At 45.4% G+C, this 13,766-nt stretch carries 12 protein-coding genes and 1 pseudogene; 10 read left to right on the top strand and 3 right to left on the bottom strand.

Annotated features, from left to right (window positions below; genetic code table 11):
- The first annotated feature begins 180 nt into the window (after positions 1-180).
- The 3 genes and pseudogenes from V5G21_RS06100 to V5G21_RS06110 all read left to right on the top strand — a co-directional run bounded on the left by V5G21_RS06100 (position 181) and on the right by V5G21_RS06110 (position 3,108).
- The gene (locus tag V5G21_RS06100) at positions 181-1,410 is read left to right on the top strand and encodes an ABC transporter substrate-binding protein (protein WP_041824112.1); all 1,230 of its coding nucleotides are present in this window, start codon (positions 181-183) and stop codon (positions 1,408-1,410) included.
- 13 nt (positions 1,411-1,423) lie between these two features.
- Positions 1,424-2,287, top strand: a pseudogene (locus V5G21_RS06105) (carbohydrate ABC transporter permease).
- Positions 2,287-3,108 (top strand): carbohydrate ABC transporter permease, encoded by an 822-nt coding sequence (locus V5G21_RS06110; protein WP_011248336.1) that lies wholly within the window; start codon positions 2,287-2,289, stop codon positions 3,106-3,108. Before V5G21_RS06105 ends, V5G21_RS06110 begins: the two are co-directional and overlap by 1 nt.
- Positions 3,109-3,156: 48 nt before the next feature.
- On the opposite strand, the gene V5G21_RS06115 is transcribed toward V5G21_RS06110, so the two are convergent.
- A complete protein-coding gene (locus tag V5G21_RS06115; RefSeq protein WP_212929675.1) occupies positions 3,157-4,593 on the bottom strand; it encodes a carboxylic ester hydrolase in 1,437 nt (478 codons plus the stop codon).
- Between the two features lie 211 nt (positions 4,594-4,804).
- Between V5G21_RS06115 and V5G21_RS06120 the strand changes: the two genes are divergently transcribed.
- From V5G21_RS06120 to V5G21_RS06145, 6 genes are all read left to right on the top strand, one after another.
- Entirely contained in the window at positions 4,805-5,158 is a 354-nt protein-coding gene (locus V5G21_RS06120; protein ID WP_011248338.1) for a VOC family protein, read from the top strand.
- A 350-nt stretch (positions 5,159-5,508) separates the two neighbouring features.
- Complete coding sequence (locus V5G21_RS06125; RefSeq protein ID WP_011248339.1) at positions 5,509-7,629, top strand: BglG family transcription antiterminator; 2,121 nt, start codon at positions 5,509-5,511, stop codon at positions 7,627-7,629.
- A complete protein-coding gene (locus V5G21_RS06130) occupies positions 7,613-8,617 on the top strand; it encodes a 6-phosphofructokinase (protein ID WP_011248340.1) in 1,005 nt (334 codons plus the stop codon). Before V5G21_RS06125 ends, V5G21_RS06130 begins: the two co-directional genes overlap by 17 nt.
- Before the next feature lie 2 nt (positions 8,618-8,619).
- Positions 8,620-8,919, top strand: coding sequence for a PTS sugar transporter subunit IIB (locus tag V5G21_RS06135; RefSeq protein WP_011248341.1), 300 nt, complete (start codon positions 8,620-8,622; stop codon positions 8,917-8,919).
- Between the two features lie 30 nt (positions 8,920-8,949).
- The gene (locus V5G21_RS06140; RefSeq protein ID WP_011248342.1) at positions 8,950-10,215 is read left to right on the top strand and encodes a PTS sugar transporter subunit IIC; all 1,266 of its coding nucleotides are present in this window, start codon (positions 8,950-8,952) and stop codon (positions 10,213-10,215) included.
- 18 nt (positions 10,216-10,233) lie between these two features.
- On the top strand, positions 10,234-11,088 hold the full coding sequence (locus V5G21_RS06145) for a class II fructose-bisphosphate aldolase (RefSeq protein WP_011248343.1): 855 nt from the start codon (positions 10,234-10,236) through the stop codon (positions 11,086-11,088).
- Between the two features lie 80 nt (positions 11,089-11,168).
- On the opposite strand, the gene V5G21_RS06150 is transcribed toward V5G21_RS06145, so the two are convergent.
- A complete protein-coding gene (locus V5G21_RS06150) occupies positions 11,169-11,720 on the bottom strand; it encodes a DJ-1/PfpI family protein (RefSeq protein ID WP_011248344.1) in 552 nt (183 codons plus the stop codon).
- A 376-nt stretch (positions 11,721-12,096) separates the two neighbouring features.
- On the opposite strand from V5G21_RS06150, the gene gsiB reads away from it, so the two are divergent.
- Entirely contained in the window at positions 12,097-12,498 is a 402-nt protein-coding gene (gsiB, locus tag V5G21_RS06155; protein ID WP_011248345.1) for a glucose starvation-inducible protein GsiB, read from the top strand.
- 142 nt (positions 12,499-12,640) lie between these two features.
- Here gsiB and erm read toward each other — a convergent pair whose 3' ends face one another.
- Positions 12,641-13,486: a 23S ribosomal RNA methyltransferase Erm gene (gene erm / locus V5G21_RS06160; protein WP_011248346.1), complete on the bottom strand. Its 846-nt coding sequence runs from the start codon at positions 13,484-13,486 to the stop codon at positions 12,641-12,643.
- Positions 13,487-13,766 lie beyond the last annotated feature (280 nt).

A 13,766-nucleotide genomic window follows, 5' to 3' on the forward strand; every position in this document is an offset into this window, starting at 1 on the left:
TCTACAACTTTCAGAACATACTTGACAATCTGACCTGCGGAAATGATAATGAATACGAAAACGTTTACTCCCACGCAGGACGCTAACGTAAACGTTTACTATAATTTGCGGAGAAAGATATTAACTCGCCCGCGAAAAGGATCGATCTATTGTTTTTTATTAGGAAAGGAGTCGTTTTCCATGAAACAAATCCTGACCATATTCTTGGCGTTCACGTCTCTCCTGTTTATGGCCAGCTGCAACGGCGAGTCTTCTAGCGATGGGGTTGTTGAACTCGAATTGTTTTCGAACAAAACGGAAAACATCAACACGTATCAAAAGCTAATTGACCAATTCGAAGCCGAGCACGAAGGCATTCGCATTAACCTTTATGCTCCTCCTGACGCTGAGACGTTGCTGCGTACACGGCTTGTCAAAAATGACATGCCCGACATGTTGGCGATTGGCGGAAATGCCCTATATGGCGAACTGGCGCAAGCCAATTTGCTCGTTGATTATGAAGAGACGTCTCTATTGGACGGTATCCAGCCAGCCTATTTAGAAATGGTACAAGAGCTGCAAGGGCCAAAGCAAACCGGTATCTACGGCGTGCCGTTTGCCGCGAACGCCAATACGGTCATTTACAACAAAACGAAATTGGAGGAACTTGGCCTTGATGTGCCAACAACGTGGGAGGAGTTTGTTGCCGCTTTAGAAATAGCAAAACAGGCTGGCGAAATTCCAATTTACTATACGTTACAAGATGCTTGGACTGCACTGCCCCTTTGGAATGCTGTTGCCGGTGTTCTCCAGCCTGACGAATTTGCTGCTCAAAAAACAGCAGGCTCCCTCACATTCCAAGCTACACATACGGAAGTAACTAGTAAGATTCAAACATTGCTTGATTATGGCCACGACCGCATGTACGGGATTGGTTACGATGATGGGAACCGTGCGTTTGCTCAAGAAAACGGCCTCTTCTATTTCCAAGGCAACTGGGCTGTACCTGAATTGTTGACAACCAATCCTAACCTAGATTTAGGCGTCTTCCCACTCCCCGTCACCGATGACACTGAGCAAAATAAACTCGTTTCTGGCGTCGATGTCCTGTTTGCAACGCTTAAAGACACCAATCACCCAGAAGAAGCAAAAGCGTTTATCTCATTCATGCTAGAAGAAGCCCCGGCAGAGCAATATATGGCTGAACAATCAGCGTTTTCTGTGTTGGAAGGCGTTCTGACTGACGATCCTTATATGGAGGGAATTCGTGAACATTTTGCACAAGGGAATATTGCCAGTTTTCCTGACCATTTTTATTTGCCGGGAATGGGCGTTGAAAATATGATACAGGAGTTTATGTACAGAGGAAATGAACAAGATTTCTTGAAACGAATGGACCGGGAATGGGACCAAACCCAACTGCGGTACTAGAAAGGAGCCACCAATGAAAACAAAACAACGGGTGTTTTTGCTTATGACCCTTCCCGCTGTGCTTCTCTTTTTCTTGTTCCATACCTTTCCGCTTTTGCAAGGCGTGTTTTACAGTTTTACCAATTAGAAAGGCTATGGCGATTGGGACTTTGTCGGCCTGTCCAATTATATAAATGTCTTTAACGATATGCGTGCTTGGAGCGCGTATGGGTTTACATTCCAATTTGCGATTGTTTCAACGATCCTGGTCAATATTCTTAGCCTGGCAATTGCCTTGGGCTTACATGCAAAAATCAAATGTAAACAAACATTGCGCGCCATCTATTTCATGCCTAACATTCTAAGCGTTTTAATCGTCGGATTCATTTTTCAATTTATATTTACACTATTTTTGCCTCAATTGGCAGACATGCTTGGCATAAGCACGCTGTCTACTAACATTCTTGGCAGCCCTGATTACGCATGGATTGGCATCGTCGTGATGGCCGTTTGGCAAGCAACTGCGTTTAATACGATTCTTTACTTAGCAGGGTTGCAGACGGTTCCAGAAGATGTATATGAAGCGGCTGCAATTGATGGCGCCAAAGCATGGCGTCGCTTTTGGAGCATTACCTTTCCGATCATTGCTCCTTTTTTTACGATTAATATGGTGCTTGCACTCAAAAACTTTCTCATGGTATTTGACCATATTATCGCCTTAACAGGCGGCGGCCCTGGCTATGCAACCGAATCGATTTCGGTGCTCATCTACCGCGGCGGCTTCCAAGGGGGCCAGTTTGGCTACCAATCGGCCAACGCTGTGATTTATTTCATTATCATTGTCGCTTTGTCTCTCTTCCAGCTCCGGATCTTGCAGAAACGGGAGGTGCAGCAGTAATGAAAAAAAACAAAACAAACTGGCTTGTAACAGGGCTGCTTTTGCTCGGTTCACTGTTTATTCTCTTGCCGCTTTACTTAACGATCAACATTGCTTTAAAGACGCCAGCAGAAATGGGCGAACCGTTGTTGTCGCTGCCAAAGGAATGGCGCTTTCAAAACTTTCTAGATGCAATCGAATTAACAAACTTTTTTAACGCCCTGTCGAATAGCTTTACGGTAACAGCAGCCGTTGTCGTGCTAACGGTGCTCAGCAATTCCCTTGTTTCGTACGCCATCGCCCGTAATATGCACAAACGGTTTTTTAAAGCTTTGTTTTATTACTTTGTTAGTGCGATGTTCGTGCCGTTCCCGATCATTATGCTTCCTCTTGTACGGCAGACCGCGATTTGGAATATGGATAATGTATTCGGGCTAATCTGCCTATACATCGTGTTTCAACTGTCTTTCAACGTATTTATATACGTTGGCTATATTAAATCAATTCCTGTTGAGCTTGAGGAGGCTGCAATTATGGATGGCGCCAGCGCTTGGGGAACTTTTTGGAAAGTGATTTTTCCGTTGCTGGCGCCGATGAATGCAACAGTCGCGATTTTGACTGCTTTATACGCGTGGAATGATTTTTTGTTGCCGCTCGTGATCCTGACAAATCCAGCCGACGCCACGTTGCCATTAACACAGTACATTTTCCAATCGGAATTTAGCACAAATTACAATTTGGCGTTCGCTTCTTATTTGCTGGCGATGCTGCCATTAGTTATCGTCTACTTAATCGCCCAGCGTTGGATTATTAGCAACGTAACGCGTGGGGCAGTTAAATAGCCAGTTGAGTTTCTCTCAACTGGCTTTCCTCCTACCTACTTCCCTCTGTCAAGGAGCAAACGGGGCTTCAAGGCCGACTTCAGGATGTTTGTTCGCTTGTTCCTGCAACAACCCTGTTGCTTTTCCTGCTAAATACTCGTCAAAAAAGGCAATGCTCACGTCATTGATAAGATGGTGGACTTCTTCAATCTGTTCCCCTTTATTTTCAAGCAACGGCGAAAACAAGTGAAAGTCTGTAAAGCTCATATGGGATGTGTGCGGAATCGTCATTGTATACCCACCGCCATGGAGCGCTGTTTCCCGCCGTGTTTGGCTTTCGGCCCAAAAGGCTTCATAGGAAGCCCGTGACTTTCCGGTTTGCGCCACAGCTTGGTCCAATTTAGCGTCAAAGGCGGCTTTATCAATGCTTTTCTCGCCATTCATTTGCAAATAAGGCTTGGCAAATCCATTTGCCGGAGGCTCGCTTCCATATAATGTCCCATCCATATTTAAAGCTACTTTTACTCGAGAATCGCGAGCAAGCATTTGCGCCGCTGCCGCCCCGCCATAAGAGTGGCCAAACATGCCGATTTTTTCTAAATCGAGTTTGCCTTCAAAATCGCCTTCAATACCTGAGCGATTCCATTTTTCAAGTTCATCTAAAACAAACGAAATATCCTTTACCCAAATGTCCATATGGGCATCCAACTGTTCGAACCCAGTCAATTGGTTTTCACTCAGCAAAACACTGCGTCCGTCTGGATAGACTGTCGCAGCAGCATCAAAAGCGTGGTCAATGCCTACAACAATATAGCCATGGCTTGCCAACTCTTCAACCTGAAATGTATTTTGGTTGCGAAACCCTGTCATGCCATGGGAGAAAACAATCACGGGATACGTATCAGCCTTTTCGGAAACTTGGCTGCCTTCTGTAGCGTAAGTATTTACATAACGAAGATGGCTTAACACCCAGGCAGGGATTGACAGTGCTTGTTCCAATCCTTCCGTAATCGGGCCAACGTCTTTCGTATAGGGAGCCCGTTTTCCTTGTTGGCTCTCGCTCGGATACCAAACTTGCACCATCAGTTCTCGCCCGCCTGCAATCGTAGGTGCATCTTCTCTGTTCTCATCTTTTAGATAAAATGTTTCTGTTCCAACTGGGTACTTGCCCGTCGGCTTTTCAAATGAAAAGACAGGCAACAGCAAAGGGGTTGCCACCATCACCAGCCCATAGACAGCAGCGAGCCCATATCCGCCCCAGTGCAAAAGACGCTTTTGCCTTCTTCCTTGTTTCCTAAACAACATTCCAATCGTCAACAAAAACGGCACCAAGTAGGCGAACACCATTTGCCACCTTGGCCCTTCAACCATCACATGCAGCACGGCCACTATATAGAGGGCTGCTAATCCAATAACAATCATTTTCTGCTTCTTCGTTTTGCTGACAACAAACCATAAAAACACGGCGATTGCCAACACCACAAGAATCAATTCCAATAACCTCAAAATCCTAATCCTTTCTTGTTTCTTTTAATTATATAAAGCACGCTTCCATTTTATCATATGCGTAAAATCGCTAGTAAACAGCGCTTAGTTGCCACTACAAATAAGGCAGGAGACGTTTCTAATAGTAAGAAAGCAATTATTTTCATTAAAAAGAGGGGTTTTTCTAGCGACTGTAGAACAAATACGCACATCGATTAAAGGAGGCTTAGCCATGACAGCCATTTTCCAACGAATTGACACCGTTTTTGTGCCTACTCGCAATATCGATCAAGCGTTTAAATGGTATACCGACATTTTAGGGGGCGTTCCAGGTTGGAAAGGAGACGAAGGGGAGTACCAATCGGTTAAGTTTGGCGATACATCGATTACGTTATTTCTTACAGACGAGGACGTTTATTTTCAGCCAAGACGGAGCGCCTTCAATTTCTATGTCGCCGATGCCGAAAGCGCGTATGAGCATTTAAAAAGCAATGGCGTTCAAGTAGAAGAACTTAAAGAATATGGAGCCCGTTATTTTGCCTTCTATGATTTGGACGGCAATTGTTTAGAAGTATGTGAGTATTAATTCTGGCTATCACTATTAACAACTACTTATTTACTCAACCACGGAGAATAGAAGTATCCAGACAACCTTTAATTTGCATTTTGCTAGTTAAAACGGCTTTATCCCTATCCGGGGAGGCCGTTTTTTCATAAGCTTAAACCCTTTCGCTTTTTCTTCTTTAATAAATACGTAAATTTCCCCTTCTCCTTTTAACAAACTGATCATCACACTCTCAGATTCATACAAAAAACACCTACATTTCCTTCTCTAACCGCCTTAGCCGCCTACTTCTTTTCCGCTTAAAATGGAAGAACTTTAAGCTTCAAATCGTGAAAGCGGTAACATATGATTAAGCCAAAGGAGGGTGGCGAATGAAACGCAAACATGCAGAAATCTTCCAAGAAATTGTCAGGCATAAGGGCTACGTGCCCGTTAAATCGCTTTCCGAAACATTCCAAGTCTCTGCGCGAACAATCCGTTATGCCCTGGAGGAAATCGATGATTATTTAAGGGATCATCAGCAGCCGCCGCTTAAGCGCAATCGGAAAAAAGGCGTTTATTATGACTGCGATCAAGAGGTGCTCCACAAGCTTCTTGGTTCTGACACACTCCATTTTCCCGATGCTGCCGACCGCGAAGCTTTTCTCGTATTCGCTTTCTTTTACGCCGAGGAGAAAGTGACTGTCCCTTCGATTTGCGAGCACTTGCTAGTGAGTAAAAGCACAGTAGACAAAGACATTCAGCGGCTGCGGACGGAGCTTCTTGCTGACAACTTGCGAATAGACAGTTTGCCTAAAGAAGGATTTGCCGTCGTCGGCTCAGAGTTCGCGAAGCGGCGCTGGCTTTTCCGGTTTTTGAAACGGGCCTGCCGTAATAGAGGCTTGGACATGTTGAAACAAAGCGAAGCAGCCACATTCTTTGAAGATTATTGCTGTAAATTGGTGGAAGCCACTGCGTTGGAACAGACTTTGGCATGGATTCGGACAATCGAACAGCAAAAGAATGGCCGTTTTACGTACGAAACCCATTTAGAAATTGGCTTGTATGCATTGCTAGCGCTTAAGCGCATCAAAATGGGCTACTTATTGACAGAGAAGGTAATGGTCCCAGAACAGCTGGACAAACAAGCATTTGCCCTTGCCCAAACATTTGATTTTCAAAAACCGGTAACAGAGCTGAACACCGAAATTTACGTATTATCGCTATTTCTTTCGACTGCTAAGGAAGAGCAATTCTTATTCAAAATGGAAGGAAATTGGGGGCAAATCCAAGTCGCTGTTATGGACTTTGTGCACTCCATCACAAAGCAGACAGGACTACCATTTGTAAACGACCAAGAATATTTTTCAAGTATTTATGCCCATATCCAAACAATGGCAAGACGACTTAAAAACGAGCTGCCGATTGAAAACCCGATTGCCGACGTCATTGTCAAACAATACCCTGATTTATTTGCGGCATGCCGCATGGCAGGAAATGAATTGGAACGAACGCTGCAACTAACGATTCCAATCGATGAAATTGCCTATTTAACGATGCATACTTGCGTCGCCTCTGAACGACTGAAACGGCAAACGCTTGTGTACCGGACGGTCATTATTTGCGGTCATGGCATTACAAATGCCCGTTTAATCGAAGAAAGCTTGTACGCGCGCTTTTCTTCCATTGAAGTATTAGGCACATTATCCCGTTATGAAGTCGATGTCATCCAAAAATTGCAAGTCGACTTTGTCTTAACGACATTGCCCCTTTCCATCAAAGGTGTGCCTTGCTTGCAAGTGTCCCCGTTTTTCAAGGATGAGGACACAGCCTTAATCCAAACAACGATTGCGCAAATCGCGAAATCAAAACAAAGGCAACGGCAGAAGCACGGAGCAACGAATGAAGACTTCTTCCGTTCGATTGTGGAAATTGCAAAAGCAAACAGCAAATCGTTCATGCTTAAACCGTTTATGGAAGAATTAGCGTCTCTATTTAAAAAACATCAGTTGCCAGTCTACGAAGGAGTGATCCAGCCATTGTTAGCCGAGCTAATGAGCGAAGACCATATTGAACTAAACGTTCGCGCCGCCAATTGGCAAGAAGCCATTTATGCGGCCGCTAAACCTTTAGAAAGAAGCGGCGCCATTACAAAAAATTACGCAGAAGCGATGATCGCCTCTGTGCATGAATACGGGCCTTATATTGTCCTTGCTCCAGGGGTTGCGATCGCCCATGCCCGGCCAGAAGACGGCGTAAATGAGCTAAGTGTTAGTTTTATCCAGCTAGCAGAGCCGATACCATTCGGCAATCCAGATAACGACCCGGTATTTCTTGTGATTTGCTTGGCCGCTTCTGACAGTTTTTCACACTTAAAAGCGTTTCGTTCAATTGTGAAATTAATTAATGACGAACAGCGACTAGACGCAATAAAAGCCGCCACCTCCAAGCAATCGTTAACCAGAATCGTTCTCAACGAAGAAGGGGAGAAAGCCTATGTCGACGGTCCGTAACATTGCTTTAATTACAAGCGGCGGCGATGCGCCAGGGCTAAATGGTGCCATTGCGGCAATTGCCCAAACGCCGGATGTTAACCTTTATTTCTATCATGGCGGATTTGACGGGATCATTGAGCAGGACCCTATCGCCATATCACCAACAACAGCGAGGGAGGCTGTGCAACAGGGAGAGTTGTTATGTTTTTCTGGCCGCAGCACACATATGCTCCATGAGGCGGGACAAAAGCGTGTCCTCGAAAAATTAAAGCAAGACTGCATCGACGCCCTGATTGTGTGCGGTGGCAACGGCTCGGCACAAGGGGCAAGATCGTTAAGCGCAGGCTTGCCAGTTGCCGTTGTGCCAATGACGATCGACAACGACATTGGCGGAAGTGAATACACGATTGGCCATGACACAGCAGTCAATGCGATTGCCGAGTCGCTCCACCGGCTCCGCCAAACAGCAGCCAACTTGCCAGGCCGGATTTTTATGGTCGAAACCTTTGGTGGGCGCTGCGGCCAACTTCCACTTGCTGCTGCTGTTGCTGCCAGCGCAGATATCGTGCTCCTTCCTGAATATGAGCTCAATATAGACAAGTTCATTACAGAAGTAAATGCCCGCTCAGCACGAGGAAAGAGCGTCATTATTGTCGTATCTGAAGGCATCTATTTGAACAAGCGTTTTTCTGCTGGCGACCAGGGCGTGTCGTTTGCACTTGCCCGAGCGCTTGAGGAATCAACAGGAAAGCGAGTGCGCCTCTCAATACTTGGCTACACACAACGGGCAGGTGACCCGACAAGCTATGACTGCCTGATGGCCAAGCAGATGGGCCAATGTGCGGTCGATGCGTTGCTTAACGGTGAAAAGGCGATGCTTGTGGCGTTAAAGGAAGGGCGCGTCAAAGCCATTCCCCTTACAGCAATTGAACAAGCGCCTACTTTGGCGAAAGAGCTTCTGCAATTGGCTTTTAAAGAAAACCAACTGATCCAATTGGAGGGATAATTATGGCAAAGAAACTATCGATTTTAATGGTGTGCGGGGCAGGGCTTGGAAGCAGTTTTGCCTGTGAGATGGCGGTGGAATCCGTGCTCGAAAAACTAGGAGTTGAGGCAAAACTGAACCACTGCGATATCTCTTCCGCAAGCAGTCAACGGGCAGACATTTTAATTACTGGTCAAAATTTTGAATCGCAATTAAAACACTACCAAATTGAAGCAGAAATTCTCTATTTAAAACGGCTTGTCGATCAAAAAGAAATTGAAGAAAAGCTTGTTCCCGTCCTAAAAGCAAAACAAGCCCTATAACGAGACAATCATGAAAAGGGAGGCGCCCCAATGGAGATTTTGCATTTTTTAGTAAACGATATCTTATCACAAGCACCCATTCTAGTCTCACTCATTGCTTGTATTGGCCTCATCGCCCTCAAAAAATCAATTGGCCAAATCGTTTCAGGCACAATGAAAACAATGCTCGGTTTTCTTGTCCTTTTGGCAGGTACACAAATTATTGTAGGCACTTTGCAGTTTTTAGGCGACGTCTTCCAAGAAGCGTTTGCGATGAGAGGCATTGTCACCGATGTAGGCGCTATTGCCGGCATCGCCCAGCAAACACTTGGCCGAGAAACGGCTTTGATTATGGTCCTAGCGTTTGCTGTCAACCTTTTAATTGCCCGCTTCACGCCAATAAAATACATCTTTTTAACCGGGCAAGGTTCATTGTGGATGGCGACTGTTTGCTCCGTCGTCGGCTACATGGGCGGTCTCCGCGGCCTGACGCTGATTATACTCGGCGGTGTTATTGCTGGCTCAATGGCAGTGCTTATGCCAGCGATCGCCCAACCGTTTGTACGCAAAATTACAGGCTCAAATGACATCGCATTAGGTCACTATTGTACACTCGGCTACCTTGTCCAGGCAGGCACGGCAAAACTTGTCGGCAACAAAGAAAAGTCCACGGAAGACATCAACTTGCCAAAAAGCTTGGAATTTCTGCAAGACACATATCTATCGATGATGGTTGTCATGATTCCGATTTACCTCATTCCAACCGTTTTTGCAGGACCAGCCTTTATGGAAACGTATACCGGCGGGATGCACTATTTAGTCTTCGCGTTTATGCAAGCAATCCAATTTGTTGTCGGCGTTTACGTACTTCTCGCTGGCGTCCGCCTCTTCCTTGGCGAAATTGTTCCAGCTTTTAAAGGGATTGCCCAGCGCGTTGTACCTAATTCTGTTCCAGCGCTGGACTGCCCTGTGTTATTCCCATATGCGCCGAATGCGGTGATCGTCGGCTTTATTTTCACGACCATTGGCACGGTCATCGGCATGCTGTTCTTCCCGGTCATTGGCCTAGCAATGATTTTGCCAGGAATGCTGACCAACTTTTTCGCCGGCGGCACAGCTGGCATATTTGGCAATGCAATAGGTGGTTTCCGCGGTGCAGCGATTGGCGGAATTGTCCACGGTCTGTTTATCACATTGCTTCCAGCTCTATTAATCCCTGTTCTCGGGTCATTCGGCCTTGAAAATGTCACGTTTAGTGACTCCGATGTCATTACGATTGGCATTTTGCTTGGGTATGTGTTGGAATGGTTTAATTAATAAAGGAGTGGAAATATCATGTATGCGAATTTAAAAGAAACGCTTGCTTACGCGAAAGAACGAGGCATTGCTGTCGGCGCCTTTAATGCCCATTGTCTAGAAATGGTTCCAGCTATGCTCCATGCAGCAAAGGAAACAAACTTGCCGATCATTATCCAAACAACAGCGGGCACAGCCGATTATGTAGGCTATGACGTATTTGTCGCCGTTGTCAAAACCCTTGCTGAGCAACTTCCTGTACCGGTTACATTGCATCTTGACCATGCAACAGATTTTGCGAAAATCAAACAGGCAGTCGATGCAGGCTATTCATCTGTGATGTTCGACGGTTCAACGCTCCCGATAGCAGAAAATATTGAAAAAACATTAGAAGTTAGTGCCTATGCCCACCCTCGCAACGTCTCCGTCGAAGCGGAACTCGGCATAATCGGCGGCGCCGAAGACGGAGTCATGATCGATTCTACGCAAGTAAGCTTCACTCAACCAGAAGAGGTCAGCCAGTTCTTACAACACGTGACTGTCGATGCACTCGCTTTGTCTATTGGGACAACACACGGCCAATACAAATCAAAAGCCAATTTGCAGTTTGATTTGCTAGAGACGATCGCCAACAACCATGCACGCCCTTTAGTTCTCCATGGCGGCACAGGCGTCAAGGATGAAGATATCCAAAAATGTGTAACGAGAGGGATTGTAAAGATTAACGTCGGCACTGAATTGCTAATCGCTTGGACGCGCACAGCCAAACACCAATTTGCAAAAGCCGATTTGACAGACTCATTGCGTAACCATTTAATTCCTTGCAATGAACAAATCAAACAAGTGATCAAAGCGAAAATGGCGGTTTTCGCACTGGAAAAAGCTTCGGTCTAAAACAAGTCTTCATGCTTAAATAGGAAAGGGATGAGGCTATCTCCGCACAGAGATGGCCTCAAACTGTTAACGCGATGACTTTACCGCGTCAGCTTAAGAAACTCGCGCATAAACTGTGGCAGATCATCCCAGGCGTGGCCAGAGACGAGGTTGCCGTCGACATAAACAGTTTCTTTGCGGAACTCGGCGCCTAGTGCTTTCACGTCTGGCTCACAAGCGGTATACGCTGTCAGGGCTCTGCCTTTAAGGCGGTCGCCTGCAACTGCTGCTAGCACTTGTACAGCGTGACAAATAGCTCCTACTGGCTTATTATTATCAAGAAAATGATTGACAATTGCTGCCGTGTGCTCGTGGATACGAATGTACTCTGGCGCCCGTCCCCCAGGAATGATTAAACCCGCATATTCATCAGGCCGCACATTTTCAAAGGCAATGTGGCTGTCTAATTGATAAGACGGCTTCTCTACAAATGTCTCGTACCCTTCAACGAAATCATGGTTTACCGTATAGAGCTTTTTCACAGCAGGAGAGGCGATATCAACCTCAAATCCTTCTTCAAGAAAACGGTAATACGGATAAAACACTTCAAGCGCCTCTACGGCGTCCCCTGTCAAAATGAGCATTTTAGCCATTTGTTCACACACTCACTTTCGTTATTTTTTCATCCGTTTTTTGTCTTCCACATGGAAAACACACCAAAACACGGCCACCCTCTTTACATAGTGTCTTAGCGATTACCCTTTCGCGAAACAAGAAGCGATTTCCTTCCTAATGAAACATGTTTACAGAAGCAATTTGTATTGCTATCAAAACAGCCACGCTATGGAGGATCCCATCATTCTTCTGGCCGATATTTAAACCTACAGACTTACGTAAAATCCAAAAATATACACAAATAGAAACAAAAGATATTTACCTAGGATGATTAGAGCAAAATGAAATCAAGGGGGTTTTAATTGATTTCTTTGAGGTATACAAATACCACACTACTTAAAGGAGGAATTAAAAATGGCACAAAACAATAACCGCAACAATAATGGAAACAACGGAAAAATGAGCTATGAGGAAGCAGGAAGAAAAGGCGGAGAAACTACAAGCCGCAACCATGACAAAGAATTCTATCAAGAAATTGGCGAAAAAGGCGGAGAAGCTACTAGCCGCAACCACGACAAAGAATTCTATCAAGAAATTGGCGAAAAAGGCGGAGAAGCCACTAGCCGCAACCACGATAAAGAATTCTACCAAGAAATTGGCGAAAAAGGCGGAGAAGCTACTAGCAACAACCACGATAAAGAATTCTACCAAGAAATTGGCAAAAAAGGTGGACAAACGACTAGCCAAAACCATGACAAAGAATTCTACCAAGAGATTGGTCAAAAAGGCGGACAACGGAACAGCAGCAACTCATAAGCGAATGGAAAAGAGAGGTGGCCGCCTCTCTTTTCGTGCTTTTACCCTGTTCCGTGCCCGTTTATTGATCTTATTGTAGCAAATCCCCGTGGTCAGCGTCTATATGTCCTCACAAATTTTTCATTCGTTTTTACATGCTCTCCTACTTTTTTCTCCTTGGCCAATACATTTTTGGAACATGCCGAACCATCGCGTCACAAACAATCGCCCACTGCCTAGCATGAAGCATGGCTACTGGCGTCTCAGGTTTGACGCCGATTGCTTGCCGCACTTTTTTTGCTTGAGGGGCGGTGAAAATTCCGCGTAATACCTGATCAAGAGGGGCTTTAGGGTTGTTTAGTGCGTACGATAAAAAGCCATGCATCGCTTTCGCCTCCTTATAAGGAAAAAGCGGGTGCTGTTTGCGGACAATGCGGACAAGGGCAGAATCGACTTTCGGCGGCGGCGAAAATGCACTTCTGGAAATTCCCCTTTCGTAATGGATGTCAAACCACATGTGCCAAGCCATCACATAAGCGTCTTTCGGCGAAACGCTTGTAAACCGCTTTGCCGCTCCTTTCTCCATTACAATTGCCCCCCGTTGTAGTTTGTTTTTTGGATTGTTTAACAGCATTTTCATGATCGCCGTTGTAATCGCATAAGGGATGTTGGAAACAACAACAAACGGTTCCGTTGGCAACGTCACCTTCATGATATCTTGATGAAGAATGGACACGTTTTTTGACCCAACTAGTTTCCATTGCAGCGCTTCAACACACTTTTGGTCAAACTCGACGGCTAGAACCCGGTCCGCGCGTTCGCTTAAAATCGTCGTCAACGCGCCTTTTCCTGCCCCCAACTCTAATACCGTATCACGAACAGAGACGTCAGCTTTATCAACAATTTCCTTTAGCAGCCGTTTATTGTGCATAAAATGCTGGCCGCTAAAATTGGGAGGTTCTCCACGGCTAAGTTTTTTCCCATTATACTTGTTCATTTTTTTCGTCATGGCTACTCGCCCCTTTTTCATTTTTTTAGCCCTACCTGCACAAAAAAAGCCGCAGACGAAAGCGTCTGCGGCTTAAAGTAAACGAGAACAAGAATACGCCCGAAGCGCATTTCACAAACAAACGTTTGCCAAAATACGCCTAAAACGAACGTTTAGGCACACAAAAAAGAAAGGCAGAACGAGTCCCCTTTCTTCACATTTCACTATTGCATATTTGTTCCATGAAGAATTATTAAAAATGGGCAGACTGCTCCCGTTTACTCTGCGAGCAAGCAGAGCT

The organism is Shouchella rhizosphaerae, from assembly GCF_036700015.1.
GTDB classification, from domain to species: Bacteria; Bacillota; Bacilli; order Bacillales; family Bacillaceae_D; genus Shouchella; species Shouchella rhizosphaerae.

What these genes read in the sequence shown, in the direction of transcription:
- V5G21_RS06100 (WP_041824112.1), top strand. Translation starts at nt 181, where the DNA reads ATGAAACAAATCCTGACCATATTCTTGGCGTTCACGTCTCTCCTGTTT.
- V5G21_RS06110 (WP_011248336.1), top strand. Translation starts at nt 2,287, where the DNA reads ATGAAAAAAAACAAAACAAACTGGCTTGTAACAGGGCTGCTTTTGCTC.
- V5G21_RS06120 (WP_011248338.1), top strand. Translation starts at nt 4,805, where the DNA reads ATGACAGCCATTTTCCAACGAATTGACACCGTTTTTGTGCCTACTCGC.
- V5G21_RS06125 (WP_011248339.1), top strand. Translation starts at nt 5,509, where the DNA reads ATGAAACGCAAACATGCAGAAATCTTCCAAGAAATTGTCAGGCATAAG.
- V5G21_RS06130 (WP_011248340.1), top strand. Translation starts at nt 7,613, where the DNA reads ATGTCGACGGTCCGTAACATTGCTTTAATTACAAGCGGCGGCGATGCG.
- V5G21_RS06135 (WP_011248341.1), top strand. Translation starts at nt 8,620, where the DNA reads ATGGCAAAGAAACTATCGATTTTAATGGTGTGCGGGGCAGGGCTTGGA.
- V5G21_RS06140 (WP_011248342.1), top strand. Translation starts at nt 8,950, where the DNA reads ATGGAGATTTTGCATTTTTTAGTAAACGATATCTTATCACAAGCACCC.
- V5G21_RS06145 (WP_011248343.1), top strand. Translation starts at nt 10,234, where the DNA reads ATGTATGCGAATTTAAAAGAAACGCTTGCTTACGCGAAAGAACGAGGC.
- V5G21_RS06150 (WP_011248344.1), bottom strand. Translation starts at nt 11,720, where the DNA reads ATGGCTAAAATGCTCATTTTGACAGGGGACGCCGTAGAGGCGCTTGAA.
- gsiB (WP_011248345.1), top strand. Translation starts at nt 12,097, where the DNA reads ATGGCACAAAACAATAACCGCAACAATAATGGAAACAACGGAAAAATG.
- erm (WP_011248346.1), bottom strand. Translation starts at nt 13,486, where the DNA reads ATGACGAAAAAAATGAACAAGTATAATGGGAAAAAACTTAGCCGTGGA.